Genomic DNA, 24,144 nt, shown 5'->3' on the forward strand with positions numbered 1-24,144 from the left:
ATGATGGGGCGGAATGTCAATCCTGGTCTAACAGAGCCAAACGTTTTGCCGCTGGGGTGTCGATATAAAAATGGTAAAACTGCAAAACCGTTCGCCGAGAAGATGAAAACCCGCAGCTCACGCCTTGATAAACGTAGGTAAAGTGTTTAGCAGTTTATCGGCCGTATGCTAACGAAAGGAATCAGGCAGATGGCAATCAAGGTGTTCGCTGACGGTGCAAACCTCGAGGGCATGCTCGACATGTACGAGAACGGCAACGTTCAGGGTTTCACGACCAACCCGTCCCTTATGAAGAAGGGCGGCGTGACGGATTACCGCGCGTTTGCCAAGGAGGTCCTGGCCCACATCACCGATGTGTCCGTCTCGTTTGAGGTCTTTGCCGACGACGTCGAGACCATGGAGGTCGAGGCCCGCGAGATCGCTACCTGGGCCGAGAACGTCTACGTCAAGATTCCGTGCGTGACTACCAAGGGCGAGTCCACCGCCGAGCTGGTGCGCAAGCTTTCGGCCGATGGCATCAAGGTCAACGTCACCACCATTTTTACGCCCGAGCAGGTCGATGAGATGGTCGAGGCCGTTGACGCCGAGACGCCGTCCATCATCTCGCTCTTTGCCGGCCGCATCGCCGACACCGGCGTCGACCCCATTCCGTTTATGACGGAGTCGGTCAAGAAGGCCGCCGCCAAGCCCAGCTGCGAGGTCCTGTGGGCATCCACACGCGAGCTCATCAACATTTACCAGGCCGAGGCCTGCGGTTGCCAGATCATCACGGTGCCCAACAGCATCCTGGCCAAGCGCAAGAACATCGGCCGTGATCCGTACGAGGTCTCGCTCGACACCGTGCGCGGCTTTGCCAAGGATATCGCCGCTTTGGGCTTCCATATCTTGCCGTAACGCGAACACTGGCTGCGCCGCGGGTTGTTCGCCCCGGCCTTTCCTTTCCCTATCGCTCACGCGCTTCGCGAGGGTCGCGCTAGGCAAAGGAAAGGCCGGGGCTGCCGACACGAACCCGTCGGTAGGTCCTGAGCTGAATCGCTACCTTTATTCCGATGGGGGTCGACAGTGCTACCCCGCCAACTGTCTCGGGCAGTAATGGGGCTGGGCTCGGATGGCAACGCCGCGTGCCACTGGCGGCTTCGTTCGCCGGATGACGATTCGTGTTACGCGGCCGGCGTCACCTCGGACGGCGGCGTGGGCTCCGACGGCATCGCGTGGACAACGCGGTACCGCATTATGGATCAACCTGTAATCTAATGATCTTCTAATCCATATCTATCAAGTATCGAAAACGATCCGGCCCCGAGTTGGCAGTCATCGCCAAGGCAAAGGACCCTGCCGGCTATGTGTTCGGGGCGACGCGCAAGTCGCCCAAGACCCTTCGATTATCCCTTTGTTCCGCGCATGCAAGATCTCATGCTTGACGTGGTTGAACAGCTCTACCGGGCAAACGAGGTCTTTGCGGCTCGTGCCCATAAGTGTCCCACCAACAGAAATCGAGATATTCGGCCTCAGAGTGCCGTCAAGATTGCCAATATGGCTGAAAAACGTCCCGTACCGCACCTCTGCGGGTGCAGATATGGGACGTTTGTGGAATATCTGATGCCTATTTGTTGAGCTTGCACTTTGAAGAAGTGTTATCGCGGCCCAGCGAGGCCGAATATCTCAAAAATTGCAGGTGATGATTAGCGGAAACGGCGTCTCGCACTTCGGGATATCGCCAAATCGTTTTAGAAGGAGAGGCGCTCGGCGGAATGGGGCCCGCCGAGCGCCTGCAGCGGCTTATTTGCCCCGCACCATGGTGAGGGAGATCTTTTTGCGGTCGCGATCGACCTTTTCTACCCATACCTTCACCGTGTCGCCGACGCGCACCACGTCGCTGGGGTGCTTGACGAAGCGGCTGGCCAGCTTGGAGATGTGCACGAGGCCGTCCTGGTGCACGCCCACGTCGACGAAGGCGCCAAAGTCGACGACGTTGCGCACCGTGCCCTTGAGCTCCATGCCGGGCTCCAGGTCGTCAATAGAAAGTGCCGAGCGGCTAAAGACCACCTCGGGCGCGTCGTCGCGCGGGTCGCGACCGGGCTTCTTGAGCTCGTTGACAATGTCGATGAGCGTCAGGGTGCCACAGTCCAGGTCGCTTGCCAGTGCCGAAATGCTGCCCAGACGGCGCTCGATGTCGGGCACGCCGCCGCGGCTGAGCTCGCTTGCCGCAACGCCGGCCCGCTCCAGGACGGCCGTGGCCACCTCGTAGCTCTCGGGGTGGACGCTTGTCGCGTCGAGCGGGTTCTTACCGCCGCTGATGCGCAAAAAGCCCGCGGCGTTGAGATATGCCTTGGGTCCAAGTTTGGGGACCTTCTTAAGCTGGCGGCGATCGGTAAAGGCGCCGTTTTCCTCGCGGTACGCCACGATGTTCTTTGCCACGCTCGGCGTGATGCCCGATACGTATCCCAGCAGGCTTGCGCTCGCGGTGTTGACGTCGACGCCCACGCGGTTGACGACGTCCTCCACCACGTGGCCCAGGGTGCGCGAGAGCTCGGCCTGGTCAAGGTCGTGTTGGTACTGGCCCACGCCGATGGACTGGGGCGGAATCTTGACGAGCTCTGCCAGCGGGTCCTGCAGGCGACGGCCCAAGCTCATGGCGCCACGTACGGTGACGTCCAGGTCAGGATATTCCTGGCTGGCGAGCTCGGAGGCGGAGTACACCGACGCGCCGGCCTCGTTAACGATGGTGTAGCGAAGGCTGGACGCCTGCTCGGCAATGAACTCCGAGACGACTTCCTCGGTCTCGCGGCTGGCGGTGCCGTTGCCGATGACGATGGTGTTGACGCCGTCCTTTTTGACGAGGCGGGCGAGCTCGCGCTTGGTGCCGGCGACGTCGTGGCGCGGCTTGGTGGGGTAGACCACGCCGTGGTCGAGCAGCTTGCCGGTCTCGTCCATGACGGCGACCTTGCAGCCGGTGCGGTAGCCCGGGTCGAGCGCGAGTACGCGGGCGCCGCGCACGGGGCGCGCCGAGAGCAGGCCCTCGAGATTCTTGGCAAAGACGTTGATGGCCTCGGTCTGGGCGCGAACGGTGAGTTTGGCGCGGGCCTCGCGCTCCAGCGAGGGAGCCATGAGGCGTTTGTAGCCGTCGGCGATGGCGGCATCGAAGATGGGAGCAAACACGCCCTGGCGTCGGGGCCAACGGCTGCTGAGGCGCGCCGTGGCGGCAACGCCGTCGACATTCACGCGCACGCGGAGCTTGCCCTCGCGCTCACCGCGGTCGATAGCCAGCACGCGGTGGTTGGGTATACGGCGCAACGGCTCGTCATAGCTGTAGTAGGGCTCGTAGGGGGTCTTCTCGGCGGGGTCGGTTGCCTCGACGACGATGTCGGCGGTGTTTTGCGTAAAGGCGCGCACGTCGGCGACGTTCTCGGGGTCCTCGGCTACCGTCTCGGCCACGATGTCAGCGGCGCCAGCGAGCGCCTTCTCGGGCGTGTCGAAGCCGGCCTCCTCGTTGACGTATGCCGCGGCGGCGTCGAGCGCGCTGCCCTTGGCCGAGGCCTGCATGATGACCATGTTGGCAAGCGGCTCCAGACCTGCCTCGCGGGCCTTCTGCGCGCGGGTCATGCGCTTTTTACGGTAGGGCTTATAGAGGTCCTCGACACGCTGGAGCTGCGTGGCCTCGCGAATCTGCGCCTCGAGCTCGGGCGTGAGCTTGCCCTGGGCGTCGATGAGCAGGATGACGTCCTCTTTGCGCTGTTCAAGATTGCGCAGGTAAGACAGGCGCTCGTCGAGTGCGCGCAGGGCGACGTCGTCCATGCCGCCCGTTGCTTCCTTGCGGTAGCGCGAGATAAAGGGGATGGTGTTGCCCTCGTCGATGAGCTTGACGGCCGCCTCAATGTTGGCGGCCTTAAGGTTGAGCTCGCGCGCGAGCTGGGCGATAAGATCCATGGGACTCCTTGCGTTTAAGGTGCGTTTGCAGCACAGGGCTACCAAGGATACCACCTGCCACTTCGCCCAAAAAAGACTGTTTTGGCGCGGAACCACGAAAGCGGCCTATCTACTACGTTTGAACCGTGTGGGTCGACCATCCCCCGGTTTTCCGAAAATGCGCAACTCGTCTACCTGCGGTTTTTATTCCGCGAAATTTGGCATGGTTGAGGGCGATCGGTTAAACGTAGTAGATAGGCACATTTCGTGGCGAACGAACCAAGCTGAGGCGCAAAAAGGCCCCCCGCCTCAGAAAAATCGTCAGCGAAGTAGCAAAATGCTCCGCGGGCAGGAGGCTGCTCGCGGGGCAAAGAAGAGGGGCTTATTTGTGGCGGACCGAGGGACTCGGCATGGGGTTTCTGCCGCGGCCGCTCTTAAGGCATTACAGCTCGACGAGCTGACCGGTCTCGGCGGCCTCCTTGATGGCGTTAAGCAGCGTGAGCGTCTTGACGTTGTCGGCGGGGGTCACGACGGGCTCGACCTCGCGGCGGACAACCTTCACAAAGTGCTTGAGCTGCATCTTGTGCGGCAGTGCCGGGTCGACAGCCGGAATCTCCATCTGCAGCGGCTTGTGCCAGTTGGAGGCACCGTCGTAGGAGAACTGGTGCAGGCGGGGCAGCGAAAGGGCGCCCTTGGTGCCGCCAATGAAGTAGGCGTCGGCGTCGAAGGGGCGGTACTGCGGGTCCTCGCGAGCAGTCGCCTCCCAGTTCCAGGGGCTGGCGGTGGCATCGGAGATGGTCATGCTTGCGAGCGCGCCATCGGCAAAACGGACGTTGACCACGGCGGAGTCCTCGGTCTCAAAACCGCGGGCGGCGCTGGACTGCATACCCTGGACGGCAACGGGCTCGCCCAGCAGATAGCGGAGCAGGTCGACGTCGTGAACCAGGTTAACCAGGATCGGGCCGGCACCCTTTTTGCGGCGCCACTCGACATCGAAGTACTCGTCGTTCTTGTAGATCATGTAGTGGAAGCTCGACACGGTGAGCTTGCCCAGCTCGCCGGACTCGATGATTTCCTTGGCCTTGTTGACGAAGGGGTTGTGACGACGGTGCTGACCCACGAGCACGGGCACGCCGGCGGTCTCGGCCTCGGCGGCGAAGGCCTGGGCATCCTCGAGGTCGTTGGAGATCGGCTTTTCGACCAGCGGCACGATGTTGCGCTTCACGGCCTCGCGGGCAACGCCCAGATGCAGGTCGTTGGGCGTGGCGATGATGACGGCTTCGGGCTTGACCTCGTCCATCATCTGGGCGGGATCGGTGTAAAACGGCACGCCGGCGGCCTCGGCCGTGGCGCGGGCGCCCTCAAAGGCGTCGGCGATGGCGACGAGCTCGGCCTCGGGCTCCTCGGTGACAAAGCGGATGTGGTTGCGGCCCATGGCGCCGGCGCCGATAACGGCAATGCGGACGGGGTTGAGCTCAGACATTTCGACTCCTTAATACTGGTGACCGGTGGAATGCGGCAAGAGGACGGCCCTTGCCGCGTCAAGCAAAACTAGGCGGACTTCTTCTTGCTGTCGGAGACCATCATGTAGACGGTGAGCACGACGGCGATGGCGGCGATCACAGTGGCGCCGTAGAAAGACTGCTGGTAGGCGGCGCTGCCGGCCTCGGCGTGATACAGCACGGCAGTGATGGGCTGGCTGATCCAGGTGGAGGCGGCGTAGCCCAAAAACATGATGCCGTAGTTGACGCCGATGTTGCTGGTGCCAAAGGCGCCACCGGTGAGCGGCGGGTAGATGACGAGCAGGGCGCCAAAGCTAAAGCCGAGCAGGGCGAGCGCCACAAAGAACATGCTCTGCGTAAAGCTCATCGACATGATGACGAGGGCGACGATGGTCACGACAAGGCTGATGAGCAGCGACTTGTAGGCACCGATCTTGTCGATGATCTGGCCAAAGGACAGACGGCCGACCAGGTTGGCGCAGGTGTTGACGGAGACCACCACGCCGCCGAGGGCGACGGCCGCGGCACTCGTGGGGTCGGCGAAGAGCTGGACGGCGGCGATGGAGGCAACCTTGCCCACGAGCAGGGTGCCCGCGGTGGCGGCAAAAGCGAAGGTGACGATGAGGACCCAGAAGCGCGGGGTCTTGACCATCTCGCCCGGGGTGAGGTCGCCGAAGGTGCCGGCATGTGCGCCACCCTTGGGGGCCTCGAAGCCCTCGGGCAGCCAGCCGGCCTCGGGGGCCTTCAGGAACAGGGCGGAGGCGGCGATCGTCACAAAGAAGATAACGCCGAGTGCCTTAAGGGCGCCAAAGATGCCGAGGCTCGGGATGAGCAGCGAGGCGAGCACCGGGGACAGCACGGCGGGGCCGGCGGTCGAAGCGGCCAGGGTGATGCCGGAGGCCAGGCCCTTCTTGTCGATGAACCACTTTTGGCCGGTGGTGAGCGCGGGGTTGTAGCCCAGGCCGTTGCCGATGGCGGCGACGAGCGAGAACCACAGGTAGAACTGCCACGGCTCGGTGACGGTGCCGGACATGAACCAGCCCACGCCGTAGCACACGGCGGCGGCGATTACGACGTTGCGGGGGCCGATCTTATCGGAGATGCGGCCGGCGAAGATGCCCGTCACGGCCATGATGGTCTGGAAGACCGGGAAAGCCCAGGTAAGTGCGCTGGACCACTCGGGGTAGACGGCGAGCAGATTCTTGGACACGACGGAGTACAGCGCGATGGAGCTGATGAAGAACATGGTGACGCACGCGGCGGAAAGCACGACGGCGCGACCCTTGTTGGAGTTGTTGGAAGCCATTGGACTCTTTCTAATCGATACGGGGGAGGGGAGGGGCAAACGCCGCTGAGGTGCTTGCCCCGCGCCCCTTTCTACCGGGCTGGTTTACTGGTCAGTCGGCTTTGCGACGCCGGACTCATCGGACCAGAGCTCGACGCCCTTGTTCTTGAGGTAGTTGTCGGCAAAGGCGCGGCGGCCGCCGGGCTTGGCGGTGAGGTCGCCCATCATGTTGGAGAAGCCGCCGTCGACCTTGATGGCGTCGCCGGTGGTAAAGTCCGAGCGCTTGGACGCCAGGAACATGACGGCGTTGGCGATATCGCTGACCTCGCCGATGCGGCGCGTGGCGATGAGGCGGCTGCGGCTCTTCTCGACCTCGGGATCGGCGTAAAAGCTTGCCGACATGGGTGTCTTGACAAAGCAGGGCTCGACGCAGTTGGAGCGGACGCCGTAGGGGCCCCACTCGGCGGCGAGCATCTTGGACATCATGTTGACGCCCGCCTTGGTGGAGCTGTACACGCCCGAGAACGTCTCGGGGGAGTGGCTGGCAACGGTCGAGATGTGCACTAGGCGGCCCTGGCCGGCCTTGATCATCTCGCGACCAAAGCGCTGCGAGGTGATGAAGTAGCCGGTGAGGTTGACGTTGAGCACCTGCTCCCAGTCGCTTAGCGGCAGGTCCTCCATGGCGGCGAAGCGCAGGATGCCGGCGGTGTTGACGAGAACGTCGACGCGGCCGAAGTTGGCGATGGTGGCGTCGACGGCAGCCTGAACCTCGGCCTCGTCGGTGGCGTTCATCTTGTAGCCCTCGGCGTGGATACCAAACTCGGCGGCGAGGTCGGCGGCTGCTGCCTTGACCTTCTCCTCGTCTAGGTCGAGCAAGACGACGTTGGCGCCGTTGCGGGCGAACTCGCGGCAAATCTCGGCGCCCATACCGCCGAGCGCGCCAGTCACGGCGCAGACATCGCCCTCGAGCTTAAGCCAATTGCTCATAGGAACTTCCCTTCTTGTGCCTCCCTGTGGGTCGCTCCCATTAACCGACCCACGTGGTTTTCGCTGGTTATCGTATGCTTAGCGTTCGCGCAGGTGAATTGCATATTTGTTAGAATGGCGTTAACCGTAGGTTTACACTGTGCATTGAGGTTTGTTCGCAATTGAGCGTGTGACCTGCGAAAACGACCCCCTGCGGCGCTGTGGGCCCGCGCGTGCGAAAACGGGAGATTGACGTGTACGATCGACGACTTGACGCTATTTCGGCCGCCGCGGAGCTGGGAAGTTTCTCGCGTGCCGCGGCAAAGCTGCGCGTGTCGACCCCGGCGCTCGTCAAACAGGTGTCGGGGTTCGAGGCCGAGTTTGGCATCACGTTGTTCGAGCGCTCGCACTCGGGCGTCAAGGTGACGCCGGCGGGCGCGCTGTTGGTGGACGACGCGCGCTCGATTATGCGCCAATCCGAGGATGCGTTGCGCCGCGCCCGGCGAGCGGCGGGCGATGGCGGTGCGGTGCGCCTGGGCGTATCGATGATGTGCCCGGGGCGCCACACGCTCGCGCTGTGGCCGCAGGTGCACGACATGGAGCCGCGCTTGCGTTTTGAGATTGTGCCGGTGGGGGACCTTTACGATGAGCGCGAGACCGTCATGCGAGGTCTGGGGCGCGAGGTGGATGTGGTGCAGTCGAGTTTTTCGACCCCGCGCTGGGGTGATGCCTGCCAAAAGCTCCGCATTGTCAACGTGCCGTTTTATATCGACCTGCCGCGCACGAGCCCGCTGGCACGCAAGAACCGTATTTCGATCGCCGACTTGGAGGGTATGCGTCTGCGCGTACTGCGCCACGGCAACGACGCCATGGACAGCCTGCGCATTGACCTTTTGGCCGACGGCGGCGTGGACGTGATCGACGTGGATAGCTTCGACTTTGCGCTCTTTAACGAAGCCGAGGAAAAGGGCGACGCGGTGCTCACCTGCGGCGCATGGTCGGGTGTGCACCCGGCCTTTGTGGGCGTGCCGTTCCTATGCGGCCGCGAGGTGCCGGTCTTCTTGCACTACCCGCTCGAGCCCACCCTCCAAGTACAAAAATTCGTCAACGCCATGGCCCAACTCCTCAACTAGCTCATTTGGCGCGGGTAGTCTTTTTGGGACGGGGCTTTTTTAGCTACTTTCGCCGCCCTGCCTGCGCACCCTCAAAGTAGTCAAAAAGCCCCGTCCCAAAAAGACTAACAAAACGAGGCCCTGGCCAAACGGCCAGGGCCTCACTAACTTTTATTCCGTTCTAAACGACGGGCTGACTGCGCGCAGGAGGGCGCCCCGGGGACGGGCGGGGTATTTCCTCCGCGCGCAGTTTCGCAGCGCAGCGAGAATGTTTGAGCGCGGAGGAAATACCCCGCCCGTCCCCGGGGAACCCTCCGTCAGTAACCGTTCCTACTCCAGCTCAAACGCACCCGTGTACAGCTGGTAGTAATACCCGCGCTTGGCGATCAGCTCGTCGTGGTTGCCGCGCTCGATGATGCGGCCGTGGTCCAGGCAGATGATCGCGTCGGAGTTGCGCACGGTGGACAGGCGGTGCGCGATGACAAACGTCGTGCGGCCCTCCATGAGTTTATCCATGCCCGCCTGCACGATAGCCTCGGTGCGGGTGTCGATGGAGCTCGTTGCCTCGTCCAGAATCATTGCCGGCGGATCGGCGACGGCAGCGCGGGCGATCGAGATCAGCTGGCGCTGGCCCTGCGACAGCTGGGCGCCGTTGCCGGTGAGCATGGTGTCATAGCCGTCGGGCAGGCGGGTGATAAAGTCGTCCGCGCCCGCGAGCTTGGCCGCCGCGATGCACTCCTCGTCGGTCGCATCCAGGTTGCCGTAGCGGATGTTATCCATCACGGTGCCGGTGAACAGGTTCACGTCCTGCAGCACGACGCCCAGGCTTCGGCGCAGGTCGGCCTTGCGGATCTTGTTGACGTTGATGCCGTCGTAGCGGATCTTGCCGTCGGCGATGTCGTAGAAGCGGTTGATGAGGTTGGTGATGGTCGTCTTGCCGGCACCGGTGGCGCCGACAAACGCGACCTTCTGGCCCGGCTTGGCAAACACGGACACGCCGTGCAGCACCTCGTGGTCGGGCGTGTAGCCAAAGTCGACGTTGTCCATGACCAGGTCGCCGCGCAGCGGTACGTACTCGATCTCGCCGGTTGCGCGGTGCGGATGTTTCCATGCCCACATGCCGGTGTGGTGGTCAGCCTCCTCGAACTCCCAAGTCTCGGGGTTCACCTGTGCGTTGACGAGCGTCACGTAGCCTTCGTCGGCCTCGGGCTTCTCGTCGATGAGCTCAAAGATGCGGTCGGCGCCGGCGAGGCCCATGACCACGGCGTTGATCTGCTGCGAGATCTGGCCGATCTGTCCGCAGAACTGCTTGGTCATGTTGAGGAACGGCACCACGACGGCGATGGACAGCGCCATGCCCGAGATGCTCAGGTTGGGCACGCCCAGTGCCAGGAAAATGCCGCCGGCAAGGGCCACCAGCACGTAGAGCAGGTTGCCCAGGTTCATAAGGATGGGCATGAGGATGTTGGCGTACATGTTGGCCTTTTGCGAGACCTCGAAGAGCTTCTCGTTGCGCTCGTCAAAATCGGCCTCGGCGGCAGACTCGTGGCAGAACGCCTTGACGACCTTCTGGCCGTTCATGACCTCCTCGATATGGCCCTCGACCACGCCGAGCTCGGTCTGCTGCGCAATGAAGAAACGCGCGGAATTGGAGCCGAGCAGCTTGGTCATAAAGGTCATAAAGGCGACGCCGGCGATGATGACCAGGCACATCCACACGCTGTAGTACAGCATGATAAAGAACACCGTGACAATGATGATGATCGTCATGAGCAGGTTGGGCAGCGACTGACTGATCATCTGGCGCAGCGTATCGATGTCGTTGGTGTAGTGGCTCATGATATCGCCGCGCTGGTGCGTGTCGAAGTAGCGGATCGGTAGGTCCTGCATGCGGTTGAACATCATCTCGCGCAGCTTCTCGAGCGAGCCCTGCGTGACGATAGCCATGGCGCGGTTCCAGAAGAGCGAGGACAGGACACCGACGCCGTAGATGCAGGCGAGGGTGGTCACGAGCTGCAGAATCTTGGGCTGTGCGGCTTCCCAATCGCCCGACTGCCACGATTCGCTAATAATCTGCAGGGCGCTCTGCAGGAAGGTCGCGCCGATGGAGTTGATGATGGCGCAGAGCACCACGCCGGCGACGACAAGGGGCAAAAGCACGGGATAGAAGCCAAAGAGCGTCTTGATGAGGCGCGACATGGTGCCGCCCTTGCGGTTGAGCGCGCGCTCGGCGGTCGTTGCCTTACTCATGGGCCTCGCCTCCTTCCTGGGTCTGAGCTTGCGTTGCGGTCATGTCGGTGTTGTCTGCCGCCGTGTTCGCGTCGCCAGAGACGTCGTCGGCGTCTTGCGTACCTTCGGCAGACATCTTGTTTTGCGAGGTAAAGGTCTCGCGGTAGATCTCGCTCGTCTTGAGCAGCTCTTCGTGGTTGCCGATCTGTGCGATGCGGCCGCCCTCCATGACAATGATGCGGTCTGCGTCCTGCACGGAGCTGATGCGCTGGGCGATGATGAGCTTGGTCGTGTTGGGCAGATAGCTTGCCAGGCCTGCGCGAATCTTGGCGTCAGTCTTGGTGTCGACGGCGCTGGTGGAGTCGTCCAGGATCAAGATCTTGGGGCGACGCAACAGGGCGCGTGCAATGCACAGGCGCTGCTTCTGACCGCCCGAAACATTAGAGCCGCCCTGTTCGATCCAGGTGTCGTAGCCCTTGGGGAAGCTGTCGACAAACTCATCGGCGCAGGCCAGATGTGCCGCCTCGCGGACTTCCTCGTCGGTGGCGTTCGGGTCGCCCCAACGCAGATTCTCGGCGATGGTGCCGCTAAACAGCACGTTTTTCTGCAGCACCATGGCGACCTGGTGGCGCAGTGCGTCCAGGTCGTAGTCGCGCACGTCCATGCCGCCCACGCGCACGGTGCCTTCGGTGGCGTCGTACAGGCGGGCGATGAGGTTGACGAGCGTGGACTTGGCCGAGCCGGTGCCGCCGATGATGCCGATGGTCTCGCCGCTCGTAATGTGCAGGTCGATATCGTCGAGCGCCTGGCGTTTCGCATGCGCGGAATACTTAAAGCTCACGTGGTCAAAGTCGATGGAACCGTCGGCAACCTCGAGCACGGGTTCGGCGGGATTGGCGATCGTGGGCTCGGCGGCCAGCACCTCGGCAATGCGGTGTGCCGATTCGTCGGCCATGGTCACCATGACAAAGATCATCGACAGCTGCATCAGGCTCATGAGAATCTGGAAACCATAGGTAAAGGTCGAGGAGAGCTGGCCCACGTCGAACAGCGTGCCCTGGCTTGTGATGATGAGCTTGGAGCCCAGGTAGATGATGACGACAAACGCGCCGTTGACGCAGATGTTCATCATGGGGTTGTTAAAGGCGAGCAGCTTCTCGGCGCGGGTGAAGTCCATCTGGACGTCGCGTGCGGCGGTCGCGAACTTCTCCTTCTCAAAGTCTTCGCGCACGTAGCTCTTAACCACGCGCATGCCGGTGACGTTTTCCTCGACGGACTCGTTAAGGGCATCGTACTTGTGGAACACGCGCGAGAAGATGGGGCGCACCTTAAAGATGATAAAGAACAGTCCAAAGCCCAGCAGCGGAATGATGACCAGGTAGACCATGGCGACGCTGCCGCCCATGATAAACGCCATGGTAAAGGCGAAGACCAATACCAGCGGCGCGCGCACGGCGATACGGATGATCATCATAAAGGCCTGCTGAACGTTGTTGATGTCGGTGGTCAGGCGCGTGACGAGCGATGAACTCGAGAACTCATCGATGTTGGCAAAGCTGAACGTCTGGATCTTGTAGAACAGGTCGTGACGCAGGTTCTTGGCGAAGCCGCAGCTTGCATGGCTGCAGGTGACGCCGGCCGCGGCGCCAAAAGCAAGCGACGTCAGCGCGATGAGCACCAAAAAGCCTGCGGTGGGAAGCATCTCGGCTACGGTGGCGCCGTCTTTGATGGCGTCGATCAGGTTGGCGGTGATAAATGGAATCAGCATCTCGCAGAGCACCTCGCCAAGCACGAGCAACGGCGTGGCAACGGTGACTTTCATATAGTCGCGGATGCTGCCCATGAGGGTTTTAATCATCCAGTTCCTCCCAGGTTACGCGGATTTTATCGAGCATTTCGGCGAGGTCCTCGCGCTCGTCGTGGGTGAGCGCGCTAAAGGCCCGTTCTCTAAAGCGGATGCGGGCCGCCTGGTCGATGCGGGCGTTTTCCCGGCCGGTTTCGGTCAGGCGAATGGTGAGTTGCCGTCGATCCTTGGGGTTACGGCTGCGCTCGATGAGGCCGTTGAGCTCGAGCTTGGACAGGATCTCGGAAAGCGATCCCGGCTTGAGGTCAAAGTGCATGCCGAGCTCCTGCTGCGACATCTCGCCGCCGGGTTGCTTGGCCAGCAGGCAGATGATGGGCGCCTTGCCGGATACGCCTCCGCCATGAAAGTGCATGTAATGGCCGCAGAAGCCAAGCCCGTTAAGGATGCGCTTGGCAAGTGCATCCGATTGCGATTGCGCCTCGGGCGAATCTGCAGGCTCGATGGGGTCGCCGCCCGGCGTATGGGGGCAGAGGTCGATGCATTCGTCGCACATGGTGTTGCTCCTTTCTTTAGTTAGGTAGAGAAATTGTTTTGTACCTAAGTGATTCTAGAGGTACCTAACTGATTGTCAAGGTACCGAATCGATTTTGTGGCAGTGCTGGGGTGCCGGTGCCAGGGGAATCTTGGACAGTCTTCGCAGCGTAGATTCAGCGGGCCACGGCGTATCCCGGAGTTTTCGATAGGTTCATTAAGGGGGCGAGACTGGCAGCTGCCGGTCTCGCCCCTTGGCTTTCCGAGACTTAGAGCGGCTCGTCGCCGGTTCGGAGGATGGCGAGATATGGCTCATATGAAAACGTGCGGTATCGTTTCCTGCTCGTATCACGTTGGACAAGAATGCCCCAATCGGTAAATTGGGATATAAGGTTGTTTGCGCTCGATCTGCTAATCTGCATTCGTTCAGACACAAAGGCGGTGTCGACGATCGGATTGCCCTCGAGAAGGTCGAGTAGCATAAGGGCGTTCGTCGTAGCCCTTCCCGCCTTTTCGCGAATCAGCCTTTCGGTTTCCGAATGGAGGTCGACAAGCTTCCGCATCGAATCCCGCGCCTCGCGTGCGCTTGCAAGCAAGCAGGTACTGAAAAACGAAACCCATCCCTCAAAATCGCCTCTCTGCCTTACGCGCATAAGCCAATCGTAGTATTCGCTCCTGTGTCGTTTGAGTTCATACGAGGGGTAGATGACCGGCTTGGTGAGCGCCCCATCATGTATGAGCGAAAGGAGGATGAGCAGACGCCCGAGGCGTCCGTTGCCGTCGAGGAACGGGTGCGCGGTTTCAAACTGGTAGTGCACCAAAGCGGCCTTGATGACTGGATCGATGTCGTCACGCTCGTTGATGAAAAGCTCGAGGTCGCCAAGTGCCTCCTTCATATCCTCCGTGTTGGGAGGGACATACGGGGCCTCATTGAGCGTGCAGCCGTTTGGTCCGACCCAGTTCTGAGTCGTCCTGAACTGGCCCGGCGTCTTGTCGGAGCCTCTGCCATTTCCAAGCAATGTGGCATGGACGGATTTGAGCAGCCTCATACAGAGTGGCAGTTCCTCCATGAGCGTGGTCGCCTGCTGCACCGCTCGAGTGTAGTTGACGACGTCGGTTAGGTCCCGGCTCGCATTGGATTCGTTTGACGGGTCAAGAACATCATCGAACGTACATTGCGTACCCTCGATTTGAGAGGACAAGAGCGCTTCCTTGCGAACGTACATAGAAAGGTACATGTCGATGTTCGGAACAAAGCGAGACATGCCCTCAACCTCGCCGAGTATGGCGCGGCAATCGGAGACAAGCCGCATGGAATCAGCGGATAAATTGATTGGAAAGAATGAATCCATATTGGCGGGTCTAAACGAATCATAGGCGAGGGCTCCTGAAAGGTTGTGCCTGACGTTTCCCTGTCGTCCGGGTGTGATGGGTGCGAGCATCGTTAGTGTCCTAAGAACAAATTTGAGCCAAAACTTGTTCTTAGAATTTTATAGCGCCTTCTAAGGCCAAGTTTCTGCAATAAGAAGCGTCAGAAAAACTCTAAGAACAAAATTACGCCCAAACTTGGTCTTACATCCGAAGGCAAGACTTAGATTGCACTGCGCTACACTTAGTCGCATTATGGCGACATCGCGCCGCGCCCGACCCAAGGGGGACACTCATGAAGAACACTCAGCTGCTGCTGATCAACGATATGTGCGGCTACGGCAAGGTCGCGCTCTCGGCCATGCTGCCGGTACTGTCGCACATGGGCTATCGCATCCACAACCTGCCGACGGCGCTCGTTTCCGATACGCTCAACTATCCCAAGTTCTACATTCACGACACCACGGAGTACGTGCGCCAGAGCCTCGCTATCTGGGAGGAGCTCGGCTTTGAATTTGATGCTATCTCGACCGGCTTTATCGTGACCGAGGAGGAGACGCGCATCATCTCGGACTTTTGCCACCGCCGCGCTCAAAAGGGCACCAGGGTGTTCGTCGATCCCATCATGGGCGATAACGGCAAGCTCTATGCCGGCGTGCCCGAGTCGACCATCGGACTCATGCGCAGCTTGGTCGAGTGCGCCGACTACGCGGTGCCCAACTATACCGAGGCGTGCCTGCTCACCGATACGCCTATCGCCGAAGAGATTACGGCCGATGAGGCCCGCACGCTCGTGGACGCCATGCTCGCGTTGGGCACCAAGTCGGTTGTCATTACGAGTGCGAAGGTAGATGGGGCGAGTGCCGTCATCGGCTACGACCATGTGGCGGGGGAATACTTTGAGATTCCGTTTGAGCTGATCCCGGTGTACTTCCCGGGTACGGGCGATACGTTCTCGGCCGTGCTCATGGGCCGCGTGATGAACGGTTGGAGCCTCCAGTGTGCCACGGCCGATGCCATGCGTGTGGTGGCCGAGCTTATCGAGCGCAATGCCGACCAAGAGGACAAGTCGGCTGGCCTTCCCATCGAGGCCTGCCTGGATGTGATTGACCATGAGTAACGCTGACGAGGGCGGCGCCAAGCCTGCAGGCGAGAGCAAGCCGCTCGGCGCGCCGCGTGGCAAGCGTCCGCGTATCCGCATTAGCTGCGTGGACCAGTTGGGAACGTGCCGCTGCCATCATGGTCACAAGCCAGGCGATGTCTTTGACTTTGACCGAGACCGCGGCAAGATGTGCGCTATGGCCTGCCATGTGGGCTTTCCTTACATTGACATCTTGCGTTACGGCGGAACCGTGCCCGGCAACGAGCCCGGCACGGCAAAGTTCTGCTGCCCCGAGGTCGATACATTGAACGTCTGGCTCGCCGAGATCGTCGACGAGTAGTCGAGCGAGGATTTTCTCCCGCCGAGATAATGAGCGTGGATTTTTCCCGTTTTGGACGCAATTTCGCGCTCAAAGTGGGAGAAAATCCACGCTCGATTTGTATATGGGAATCCCGATCTCGTTTATGCCCGTGCTTAGGCGTTATCGTCGTTGTTCTGCGTGCGAGTAAGGTCAAATTTCTGCATTTCATCCGATTTGTGGCTCTAAAAACTCTGCATTTCATCGATTACAGCTGCTCGAGCATAGCGGTGCAACCGGCGAGCACGTCGCGGTAGGTGGCATCGAAGTTGCCGGTGTACCAGGGATCGGCCACGTCGCCGGGGCGCTCGGTCCAATCGAGCAAGCGCGTAATCTTGCCGTCGGGGTCGTCGTCAAAGATGCGACGCAGACCGCGCGCGTTCTCAGCATCCATATAGACAATGCGATCCCAGTTGCCATACTCCGCGCGCCGCACCTGACGTGCGCGATGTGCGACGACGGGAATCCTGACTTCGCGCAGCTTGGCGACCGTGCCATGATGCGGCGGGTTGCCGATCTCTTCGGTTGAGGTTGCTGCAGAATCGATGACAAACTCGCCCGCGCGTCCAGCGCGGCGCGCTAGCTCGGTAAACACGGACTCAGCCATCGTCGAGCGACAGATATTTCCACAGCAGATAAAAAGAATGCGTTGCATGAGCGGTTTCCTTTCTGGGCGGTCGCGCGGGGCTTACAGGCTGCCCTTGAGACAGTTTGCTCCGATAAAACCCGCTGCGTACAAGGGGAGGTGGCGCAGCTCGCGCCCGTCATCAGTTTCGCTGCGGGCAAAATTGTTCTCGGACAAAATGTAGGCATATGGCGACCGGGCTTTGTCCATAAACGACCCGAGGGTTCTTGCGCGCACGTTGCGTGCGGACTTTACCTCGACGGGCACAATTTCCATACGGTCGGTCTGAAGTAGAAAATCGAGCTCACCGCTCGTCTTCCAAGACGACGGCGGCACCCAATAGTACGTCCGCAAACCATTGCTCGAAAATGCCTGCATGACCGAGTTTTCGGCCAGGGCACCTCGAAAGTCGGAAGACAGTGCTATGGCGGAATCCTCTTTGAGGTCGAGCCAGAGCCGCGGGTTGATACCGAGTTTGTAGAACATGAGGCCCGTATCGAGAAGATAGACCTTAAAGAAACTTCCGTCTTCGTCGTCGAAGGGAACGAGGGGAGGTTCGATGCCTTCGGTCAGGTTGTTGACCGATATGATGGCGGCGCCTTCGAGCCAGTCGAGCGGCTCGATAAGCTTGGCGCGACGGCCTCCGCGTTCGACCTCGGAGTACTTGAATTTCTTTGTGGACGATCTCAGCAACTGGGACGGAATGGAGCGCCATACCTTGCGCGCCGCCACGCCACTGATCCCGTTTTCGGGGTCGGTCATATCGGCGGTGTAGGTCTCGTCGATTTCGCGCTGCTCGACGCGCGCGTCTTCGATGGATAACGTCTTGCGATATGCGTTGACGGCGGCGGGCATGCCGCCCACGACCTGGTATCGATGAAACAGGCTGAGCGCGGCTTGGTGCGCGGCGTAAGCATCGAGCGTGCCGGCGTGGGTACGAACAGCATCGGCCATCTGCTCCTCATCGAGCGCCCAGAGAAACTCCTCGAACGACATGGGATGCATGGTCTCTTGACGAACGCCGCTGGGAAAAGGCAACTTGCGCTTGCGCGTGGCGACACCGAGTTGGCTGCCGGTCGCGCATATGCGCCAGCCCGAACCCGAGAAAAAGCGAAGCGAGTTGAGCGCCCGTTCGCAGAGCTGCACCTCGTCAAACAGGATGAAGGCGGTTTCCTTGCGAATGGGGGTGCGTTTATAGTCTGAAATTCGCGCCACGATGGTGTCAACGTCGTCGGTGGGACAGTCGAACAGCGGAGCAATCAGTTCAAGATCGGTCTGAAAGTCGAGTTTGACAAACGCATCGCCGGCGATTCGCCTGCCGATTTCCTCGGCAGCGTACGTTTTGCCTACGCGTCGCGCACCACGGATGAGGAGGGGGCGTGAGGCGTCCTTTGTCGCCCATGATTCGATAACGGATTCGATTGATCTGCGCATGGGGCCACCTTTCCGATTTCGTGTACTTCAGATACATAGTTTAGTACGATTTCGTGTACTTAAAATACACGAAATCGTAGAAAAGCGTGTATCTGAAATACACGAAATTGCACTGCCGGAGCTTGCAGGCGGATAAACACTACTAGTATGGGACGGTTTTCACTGGTTGCTCGCCACCTTGGGCTGTGTTCGTCCCTATGCCTGCATCCGGGGCTGTGCTGATTGACGACGGCGCTCCCAGCGGGCGAGCTTGATCGTCACTAGCGCAAGCGCCCAGGCTACGAGCGAGAACGCAGCGCCCACGGCACCCACGTACGCAATGCCAATTCCGTTTACCACGGCGCCGCCCACTGCGGTGCCAAACGAGATACCGACGTTAAACGCCATGGGCTCAACCGAACTCGCGAGCACCATCGACTTGGGATGGCGGCTGCGCGCCACGTCCATAAAGTGTGTGATGCACGACACCGAGAACAGGTACATGAGCATCGCCAAGCTAAAGACAAAGACCAGCGCGAGCGGCATGGTGCCGCCCACAGCAAACAACCCGAGTAACGCCACAGCCTGCAGCACAAACGTCACGAGCAGCGCCTTCATGCCAAAGCGCGCATCAATCCATCCGCCCAGGATGTTCGAGATCAGGCAGAACGCGCCGTAGGCCATGAGCGTGGTGCTGGCTTCGACCGTGCCCATGCCCAGCACCTGCTCCAGATAGGGCGTCACATAGCCGTAAAACACATAGACCGATCCCACGCCAAACAAGAAGATGAGCATGCCGGTGATGATACTCGGTTCGCGCAGCAGACCCGCCTGTTCGCGGAAGGTGGCGGGTTCGTCGGTCTGTCCGGCGCGCGGCATAAACACCACGAGCGCGGCGCAGATCAGAACGGCAAAGGCCAGCGTGCCGTACATGGCAACGTGCCAGTCGAGCGTGTCGGCCACAAACTTGCCGATCGAAGTGACAAAGACCATTGCTACGGAAAACGCACCATATACCACCGAGATGGCAAGCGAAGTTTGCTGCGGGGACAGCAGCTCGGGGATGTACGTCACGCCCACGGCGAGCAGTGCGCCCGAGACGGATCCCAGGACAATGCGCGAGATAAACAGTACCTGGAAGTTGGGCGCCAACGCCATGACCAGATTGCCGAGCACAAAGATAATGCTGTAGCACACGAGCAGCTGGTAACGATGGAAGCGCCCCGTGCTGAGCGCAAGCACCGGCGTCGCGATAGCGTAGACCAATGCAAAAACGCTGATGAGCTGGCCCGCAGTGGCAAGCGATATGCCGAGTTCCGTCGCCAAGTCACTTTCGATGCCGATGACCACGAACTCCGAGCAGCCGAGCGAGAAGCCCAGCAGCACGAGCAGCGCCAGGCAGAGCTTGGTGCGCGCGGGGGAGAGCGCGGCGGCGGTTGACTTACTTTTAGGCGTGGTGGCGGCGGTCAAGGTTGTCACTCCAATGTCGCATGAATAAGCGGGATTCAATCCCTGCAACTCTAACAGAATGTGTCAGGTGCCTGCCCCCTTTGTCGCAGGCTGCGCTTGCCTGTATAGTCGCAATACAGGCGAAGATGGTCTCAGGTACATCGCGGGCGACAGGAGATCCCATGGGTATGCACACGACAAAGGTTGCAGTGGGCGAGGGCAAGTTTGCGCTCGAGGCCCAGCTGACGGTGACACCGCGAGGCATGGCGGTGTACGCCTGCTCGCCGGAGTTCGCGCACCTGGGCGCCACGGCGCAGGCCATTCCGCGCCCCGAGCCCGGCCGCACGGCGACAGTGAGCATCCTGGCTGTTCCGTGCCATCGAGACGAAATTCCGGCGCACGATATCGCGGCGGCGCTGGCCACGCGCTTTGGCGTGCCGGTCGTTGCGAGCACGGGCTTTCATGTTGAACAGGCGAGCGGGGGCGACCTGCAGCGCGTGCTCGACACCACCAAGGAGCTCATCGCCGCGCTCGAGGAGGCCGCAGCCCGCATTCTGCGCGCCGGCTGGGATGAGGGCGGCGCGGGCGCCGAGGTCGTGGCGGTCAATGCCGCGACCGGCGAGACGCTTAGCCCCGTCGACCGCATCGATGCCCATGCCGGTGAGGGCATTCTGCATCAGGCATTTCTGACGCTTCTGGTCGAGGGCCAGGGCGAAGACGCACGCCTGCTGCTCTGTCGTCGCAGTCCGCTCAAACGCCTGTGGGGCGGGGTGCTGGCCGATAGCTGTGCCGGCCATCCGCTCCCCGGGGAGGACGTTGTCGCCGCGACGGCGCGCCGCATCAACGAAGAGCTCGGCATCACGCGCGCACCCGACCAGCTCAAACACCTCGGTCACGTGACCTACCGCGAGGACCACGGCGACGGCCGCTGCGAGTGCGAATGGTGCGAGGTCTACCTTGCCCATGTTGAGCCGGGCGAGCTGCATATCAACCAAGAGGAGATCTCGGAAGTGCGCCGCGTGGCCCCGTCCGAGCTTAAAGGCTACCTGCAGGGTCACCCCGAGCAGCTGGCCCCCTGGCTCCGCGAGGCCCTCAGCGACCCATCCATCCGTACGGATCTCGCTATGTGAAACAAAAGACAGTCCCTTTGCCACATCCAAACCGTCACAACATTCGATGAAAATCTCGAAATCGAGGAAAAGCGTCGAATGTTGTGACGGTTTTTGCCCAGAGGATCGCTTCTCATCCAAAAATCCCGCTTGACTGTATTGCCACAACACAGCGCAACGTAAGGGGTGTCCGATAACGGGCGCCCCTTTTTAAGTGGCAACGTGGCCGCGAATCCGGAGCGCCCCCAACAAGAAAGGTGGGGAGATGGAAGCGGAAAAGAAGGCGTTTAAGATCACCAAGCGCGAAATTGGCTTTGTGCTGGGTATCGTTGTCTTTTTGCTGGTGAAGTTTCTTCCTTTGGCGGAGCTGAGCTCGACGGTCGAGCTCACGGTCGGCGCTCAGACCTGTCTGGCACTGACGCTCGCCACGGTGGTGTTCTGGGCATGTGGCGTGGCGCAGCCGGGCTTTGTGGGCCTGCTCTACTGCGCGCTGCTCGTTCTGTTCAAGGTGTGCGTGGACGACACGGGCGCCGCGAGCATCTCGGCGACAGTCGCCTCCACGTTTAGCTCGTGGACCAAAGCCACCATGTGGCTCGTCATTGGTGCCTACCTCATCGCCAGCGCGGTCAAGGAGTCGGGCCTGGGCGAGCGCATCGCCTATGCGTTTATGCTCAAGTTCGTGCGCGATGCCAAGTCGCTCATCATCTCAATCTTCGCGCTCACCTTTGTGCTGTCGCTGCTGATCCCGCATCCGTTCCCCCGCGCCTTCCTCATCCTCGCCGTCGTCTCGGTCATTGCCGAGTCCGCCGGCTACGGTGACGACGACCGCGGCAAGCTCGGCTTCCTCGTGTTTGCCGCTGCTGCCCCGGGCTCCATGTTCTTCCTGACGGGCGACTCCACGCTCAACCCGCTCGTCGCGCAGTACAGCGCCGAGGCCGGCGGCATGAGCCCGTCCTTTGTCGACTGGTTCCTGTACATGAGCGTGCCCATGCTGGTCGCGCTGCTGTGCACCCTGTTCCTGGGCCTCTTCCTCTTTAAGCCCAGCAAGGAGCTCGTCTACGATCGCGAGCAGATCGTGGCCAAGCAGGCTGCGCTCGGCAAGCTCTCCGTCAAGGAGATCCGCACCATCGTGTGGCTTATCATCGCCATCGCGCTGTGGCTCACCGTCTCGGGCGATTACATCGGCTGGGTCACCCTGGCCATCGGCGTCTGCCTCGCCATGCCCATCATCGGCGAGGTCCTCACCCCCGCCAGCTGGAATGCCGTCGACATCAAGTCCCTCATGTTCCTGACGGCCGCCATGGCCGTGGGCTCCGTGGGCGGTGCCACCGGTATGAACGCCTGGATCGCCGATGTTGTGCTTCCCAGCTCCGTGCCCGAGAACATCTTCCTGTTCGCCCTGCTTGTCGCCGCGCTTTCCATGATCATCCACATGTTCATGGGCTCGGTCATGGCCGTGCTCGGCGTGTGCGTGCCGGCGTTCATCAGCTTTGCGGCCGGCTCCAGCGTGAGCCCGCTCGCCGTGGCGCTCATCGTCTTCACGTCCATCAACATCCACTACATCCTGCCGTTCCATAACCTGCCGATCCTTATCGGCGAGGGCAAGGACGCTGGCGGCTACACCTCCAAAGAGGCTATGCGCATGGGCATTCCCCTCACTGCGGTCGTCTTTATCGTCGTGCTGGTCGAGGCCGCCTGGTTCCACCTCTTTGGCCTGATGTAAGCAGTCGAGTGCTTGGCTGTAATTAGCCGAGTGCTTGAACTGCGAGTGCCCGAGCGCCCCATCTATGAGCGCTGCGGCCCCATTACGTTACCAAGCCGGCGGCACTCCCGCCGCCGGACACTCTCCCGAAAGGAGCACGCTATGTCCACTACCGATGCTTCCCAGATCCACGATCTGCGCTCCGCGCTCGACTTTTTGCGCGAGATGCCGGGCCAGCTGCTCGAGACCGACACCCAGGTCGACGCGGACGCCGAGGTCTCGGGCGTCTATCGTCGCGTCGGTGCCGGCGGCACCGTTATGCGTCCGACCAAAGAGGGCCCGGCGATGGTCTTCAACAACGTCAAGGGCTTTGACGATGCCAAGGTCTGCATCGGCATGCTTGCCAGCCGCAAGCGCGTTGCCGCCCTGCTCGACCTCGACGAGGAGCACCTGGGCCTCGAGATCGGCAAGCGCTTCGAGAACCTGATCGCGCCCGAGCAGATCGCCGAGGGTGCGCACGTCGACTGCCAAGAGGTCGTGTACAAGGCGACCGACGAGGGCTTTGACCTGCGCAAGATCGTTCCCGCTCCCACCAACACGCCCGTCGACGGCGGCCCCTACATCACCATGGGCCTCGCTTATGGCACGAGCCCCGACGGCTCCCAGTCCGACGTGACCATCCACCGCTTCTCCTGCGTCGACAAGGACAAGCTTGCCATGTGGATCACCCCGGGCAGCCGTCACCTGGGCGCATTCTTTGACGAGTACTGCCAGCGCGGCGAGGACATGCCCATCTCCATCTCCATCGGCCTGGACCCCGCCGTGTACATGTGCTGTGGCTTCGAGGCGCCCACCACGCCGCTCGGCTTTAACGAGCTGCAGATCGCCGGCGCCCTGCGCGGCCACGCCGTCGAGCTTGCCGACTGCGTCACCGTTCCGCAGAAGTGCATCGCCAATGCCGAGTATGTGCTCGAGGGCTACCTCATGCACGACGAGACCATCAACGAGGACGTCAACGGCCACGGCTACGCCATGCCCGAGTTCCCCGGCTACACCGGTGGCGCCAAGGTCTGCCCGGTGATCAAGATCACCGCCGTCACCACGCGCGTCAATCCCATCATGGAGAGCTGCATCGGTCCCTCGCACGAGCACGTGTCCATGGCCGGCATCCCCACCGAGGCATCCATCTACAAGATGGTCGAGACCGCCATCCCGGGCCGCCTGCTCAACGTCCACGCTGCCCCCTGCGGCGGCGGCAAGTTCGTTGCCATCATGCAGTTCAAGAAGTCGAGCAAAAATGACGAGGGCCGTCAGCGCAACGCCGCCATGCTCGCCTTCTCGGCATTCTCCGAGCTCAAGCACGTCATCCTTGTTGACGAGGATGTCGATATCTTCGATATGAGCGACGTGATGTGGGCCATGACCACGCGCTTCCAGGCCGACGTGGACCTCATCACCATCCCCGGTTGCCACTGCCACGTGCTCGATCCGTCCAACGACCCCGCGTTCGACCCCACGATCCGCGAGCACGGCATCGCCTGCAAGGCCATCTTCGACTGCACGGTTCCGTTCGACCTCAAGAAGAACTTCATCCGCTCGCAGTTCATGGAGATCGACAAGGACAAGTGGGCCAAGGAGATTGCTTTCTAGTAAGTAGCCCTACCAAGTAGTCAAGGAGTTGTC

The 24,144-nt window shown here is 61.2% G+C and carries 18 protein-coding genes; 7 read left to right on the forward strand and 11 right to left on the reverse strand.

Annotated features, from left to right (window positions below):
- Positions 1-189 precede the first annotated feature (189 nt).
- Positions 190-894, forward strand: a complete 705-nt coding sequence (locus DW211_RS07780; protein WP_233540976.1) for a transaldolase — start codon at positions 190-192, stop codon at positions 892-894.
- 885 nt (positions 895-1,779) lie between these two features.
- On the opposite strand, the gene DW211_RS07785 is transcribed toward DW211_RS07780, so the two are convergent.
- The 4 genes from DW211_RS07785 to DW211_RS07800 all read right to left on the reverse strand — a co-directional run bounded on the left by DW211_RS07785 (position 1,780) and on the right by DW211_RS07800 (position 7,680).
- Positions 1,780-3,927 carry a Tex family protein gene (locus tag DW211_RS07785; RefSeq protein ID WP_118260160.1) on the reverse strand — a complete coding sequence of 716 codons (2,148 nt, stop codon included), beginning with the start codon at positions 3,925-3,927 and terminating at the stop codon, positions 1,780-1,782.
- A 421-nt stretch (positions 3,928-4,348) separates the two neighbouring features.
- Positions 4,349-5,389 carry a Gfo/Idh/MocA family protein gene (locus DW211_RS07790; protein ID WP_006235665.1) on the reverse strand — a complete coding sequence of 347 codons (1,041 nt, stop codon included), beginning with the start codon at positions 5,387-5,389 and terminating at the stop codon, positions 4,349-4,351.
- 68 nt (positions 5,390-5,457) lie between these two features.
- Complete coding sequence (locus tag DW211_RS07795) at positions 5,458-6,714, reverse strand: MFS transporter (RefSeq protein ID WP_118260162.1); 1,257 nt, start codon at positions 6,712-6,714, stop codon at positions 5,458-5,460.
- A gap of 84 nt (positions 6,715-6,798) precedes the next feature.
- A complete protein-coding gene (locus DW211_RS07800) occupies positions 6,799-7,680 on the reverse strand; it encodes an SDR family NAD(P)-dependent oxidoreductase (protein ID WP_118260164.1) in 882 nt (293 codons plus the stop codon).
- A gap of 233 nt (positions 7,681-7,913) precedes the next feature.
- Here DW211_RS07800 and DW211_RS07805 point away from each other — a divergent pair, with 233 nt between their 5' ends.
- A complete protein-coding gene (locus tag DW211_RS07805; protein WP_233503035.1) occupies positions 7,914-8,792 on the forward strand; it encodes a LysR family transcriptional regulator in 879 nt (292 codons plus the stop codon).
- A gap of 309 nt (positions 8,793-9,101) precedes the next feature.
- Here DW211_RS07805 and DW211_RS07810 read toward each other — a convergent pair whose 3' ends face one another.
- The 4 genes from DW211_RS07810 to DW211_RS07825 all read right to left on the reverse strand — a co-directional run bounded on the left by DW211_RS07810 (position 9,102) and on the right by DW211_RS07825 (position 14,777).
- Positions 9,102-11,021 (reverse strand): ABC transporter ATP-binding protein, encoded by a 1,920-nt coding sequence (locus DW211_RS07810; protein ID WP_117716362.1) that lies wholly within the window; start codon positions 11,019-11,021, stop codon positions 9,102-9,104.
- The gene (locus DW211_RS07815) at positions 11,014-12,858 is read right to left on the reverse strand and encodes an ABC transporter ATP-binding protein (RefSeq protein ID WP_233540977.1); all 1,845 of its coding nucleotides are present in this window, start codon (positions 12,856-12,858) and stop codon (positions 11,014-11,016) included. The genes DW211_RS07810 and DW211_RS07815 overlap by 8 nt, the downstream gene beginning before the upstream one ends.
- Positions 12,851-13,357 carry a MarR family winged helix-turn-helix transcriptional regulator gene (locus DW211_RS07820; protein WP_117582977.1) on the reverse strand — a complete coding sequence of 169 codons (507 nt, stop codon included), beginning with the start codon at positions 13,355-13,357 and terminating at the stop codon, positions 12,851-12,853. Before DW211_RS07820 ends, DW211_RS07815 begins: the two co-directional genes overlap by 8 nt.
- A gap of 247 nt (positions 13,358-13,604) precedes the next feature.
- On the reverse strand, positions 13,605-14,777 hold the full coding sequence (locus DW211_RS07825; RefSeq protein ID WP_117582978.1) for a Fic family protein: 1,173 nt from the start codon (positions 14,775-14,777) through the stop codon (positions 13,605-13,607).
- Between the two features lie 221 nt (positions 14,778-14,998).
- Between DW211_RS07825 and DW211_RS07830 the strand changes: the two genes are divergently transcribed.
- Together DW211_RS07830 and DW211_RS07835 are read left to right on the forward strand one after the other, a co-directional pair.
- Positions 14,999-15,823 (forward strand): PfkB family carbohydrate kinase, encoded by an 825-nt coding sequence (locus DW211_RS07830; protein WP_117635562.1) that lies wholly within the window; start codon positions 14,999-15,001, stop codon positions 15,821-15,823.
- Positions 15,816-16,145, forward strand: a complete 330-nt coding sequence (locus DW211_RS07835) for a TIGR04076 family protein (protein ID WP_199408661.1) — start codon at positions 15,816-15,818, stop codon at positions 16,143-16,145. The genes DW211_RS07830 and DW211_RS07835 overlap by 8 nt, the downstream gene beginning before the upstream one ends.
- A gap of 226 nt (positions 16,146-16,371) precedes the next feature.
- Here DW211_RS07835 and DW211_RS07840 read toward each other — a convergent pair whose 3' ends face one another.
- The 3 genes from DW211_RS07840 to DW211_RS07850 all read right to left on the reverse strand — a co-directional run bounded on the left by DW211_RS07840 (position 16,372) and on the right by DW211_RS07850 (position 19,680).
- On the reverse strand, positions 16,372-16,818 hold the full coding sequence (locus tag DW211_RS07840) for a low molecular weight protein-tyrosine-phosphatase (protein WP_117635561.1): 447 nt from the start codon (positions 16,816-16,818) through the stop codon (positions 16,372-16,374).
- 33 nt (positions 16,819-16,851) lie between these two features.
- Positions 16,852-18,222 carry an ATP-binding protein gene (locus DW211_RS07845; protein ID WP_117635560.1) on the reverse strand — a complete coding sequence of 457 codons (1,371 nt, stop codon included), beginning with the start codon at positions 18,220-18,222 and terminating at the stop codon, positions 16,852-16,854.
- Between the two features lie 195 nt (positions 18,223-18,417).
- Complete coding sequence (locus tag DW211_RS07850; RefSeq protein ID WP_233540978.1) at positions 18,418-19,680, reverse strand: MFS transporter; 1,263 nt, start codon at positions 19,678-19,680, stop codon at positions 18,418-18,420.
- 152 nt (positions 19,681-19,832) lie between these two features.
- Here DW211_RS07850 and DW211_RS07855 point away from each other — a divergent pair, with 152 nt between their 5' ends.
- From DW211_RS07855 to DW211_RS07865, 3 genes are all read left to right on the forward strand, one after another.
- A complete protein-coding gene (locus DW211_RS07855) occupies positions 19,833-20,780 on the forward strand; it encodes an isopentenyl-diphosphate delta-isomerase (RefSeq protein WP_158550981.1) in 948 nt (315 codons plus the stop codon).
- 244 nt (positions 20,781-21,024) lie between these two features.
- Positions 21,025-22,482 (forward strand): SLC13 family permease, encoded by a 1,458-nt coding sequence (locus DW211_RS07860; RefSeq protein WP_199576737.1) that lies wholly within the window; start codon positions 21,025-21,027, stop codon positions 22,480-22,482.
- 141 nt (positions 22,483-22,623) lie between these two features.
- A complete protein-coding gene (locus DW211_RS07865) occupies positions 22,624-24,111 on the forward strand; it encodes a UbiD family decarboxylase (RefSeq protein ID WP_118260166.1) in 1,488 nt (495 codons plus the stop codon).
- Positions 24,112-24,144: the final 33 nt, after the last annotated feature.

Source organism: Collinsella sp. AM18-10 (assembly GCF_003471585.1).
Lineage (GTDB): Bacteria > Actinomycetota > Coriobacteriia > Coriobacteriales > Coriobacteriaceae > Collinsella.

Excerpts from the sequence above, each read along its gene's own strand:
- DW211_RS07810 (WP_117716362.1), bottom strand. The coding sequence starts at position 11,021 with ATGAGTAAGGCAACGACCGCCGAGCGCGCGCTCAACCGCAAGGGCGGC.
- DW211_RS07865 (WP_118260166.1), top strand. The coding sequence starts at position 22,624 with ATGTCCACTACCGATGCTTCCCAGATCCACGATCTGCGCTCCGCGCTC.
- DW211_RS07855 (WP_158550981.1), top strand. The coding sequence starts at position 19,833 with ATGGGTATGCACACGACAAAGGTTGCAGTGGGCGAGGGCAAGTTTGCG.
- DW211_RS07800 (WP_118260164.1), bottom strand. The coding sequence starts at position 7,680 with ATGAGCAATTGGCTTAAGCTCGAGGGCGATGTCTGCGCCGTGACTGGC.
- DW211_RS07840 (WP_117635561.1), bottom strand. The coding sequence starts at position 16,818 with ATGCAACGCATTCTTTTTATCTGCTGTGGAAATATCTGTCGCTCGACG.
- DW211_RS07815 (WP_233540977.1), bottom strand. The coding sequence starts at position 12,858 with ATGATTAAAACCCTCATGGGCAGCATCCGCGACTATATGAAAGTCACC.
- DW211_RS07790 (WP_006235665.1), bottom strand. The coding sequence starts at position 5,389 with ATGTCTGAGCTCAACCCCGTCCGCATTGCCGTTATCGGCGCCGGCGCC.
- DW211_RS07825 (WP_117582978.1), bottom strand. The coding sequence starts at position 14,777 with ATGCTCGCACCCATCACACCCGGACGACAGGGAAACGTCAGGCACAAC.
- DW211_RS07830 (WP_117635562.1), top strand. The coding sequence starts at position 14,999 with ATGAAGAACACTCAGCTGCTGCTGATCAACGATATGTGCGGCTACGGC.
- DW211_RS07785 (WP_118260160.1), bottom strand. The coding sequence starts at position 3,927 with ATGGATCTTATCGCCCAGCTCGCGCGCGAGCTCAACCTTAAGGCCGCC.
- DW211_RS07845 (WP_117635560.1), bottom strand. The coding sequence starts at position 18,222 with ATGCGCAGATCAATCGAATCCGTTATCGAATCATGGGCGACAAAGGAC.
- DW211_RS07835 (WP_199408661.1), top strand. The coding sequence starts at position 15,816 with ATGAGTAACGCTGACGAGGGCGGCGCCAAGCCTGCAGGCGAGAGCAAG.
- DW211_RS07780 (WP_233540976.1), top strand. The coding sequence starts at position 190 with ATGGCAATCAAGGTGTTCGCTGACGGTGCAAACCTCGAGGGCATGCTC.
- DW211_RS07795 (WP_118260162.1), bottom strand. The coding sequence starts at position 6,714 with ATGGCTTCCAACAACTCCAACAAGGGTCGCGCCGTCGTGCTTTCCGCC.
- DW211_RS07820 (WP_117582977.1), bottom strand. The coding sequence starts at position 13,357 with ATGTGCGACGAATGCATCGACCTCTGCCCCCATACGCCGGGCGGCGAC.
- DW211_RS07860 (WP_199576737.1), top strand. The coding sequence starts at position 21,025 with ATGGAAGCGGAAAAGAAGGCGTTTAAGATCACCAAGCGCGAAATTGGC.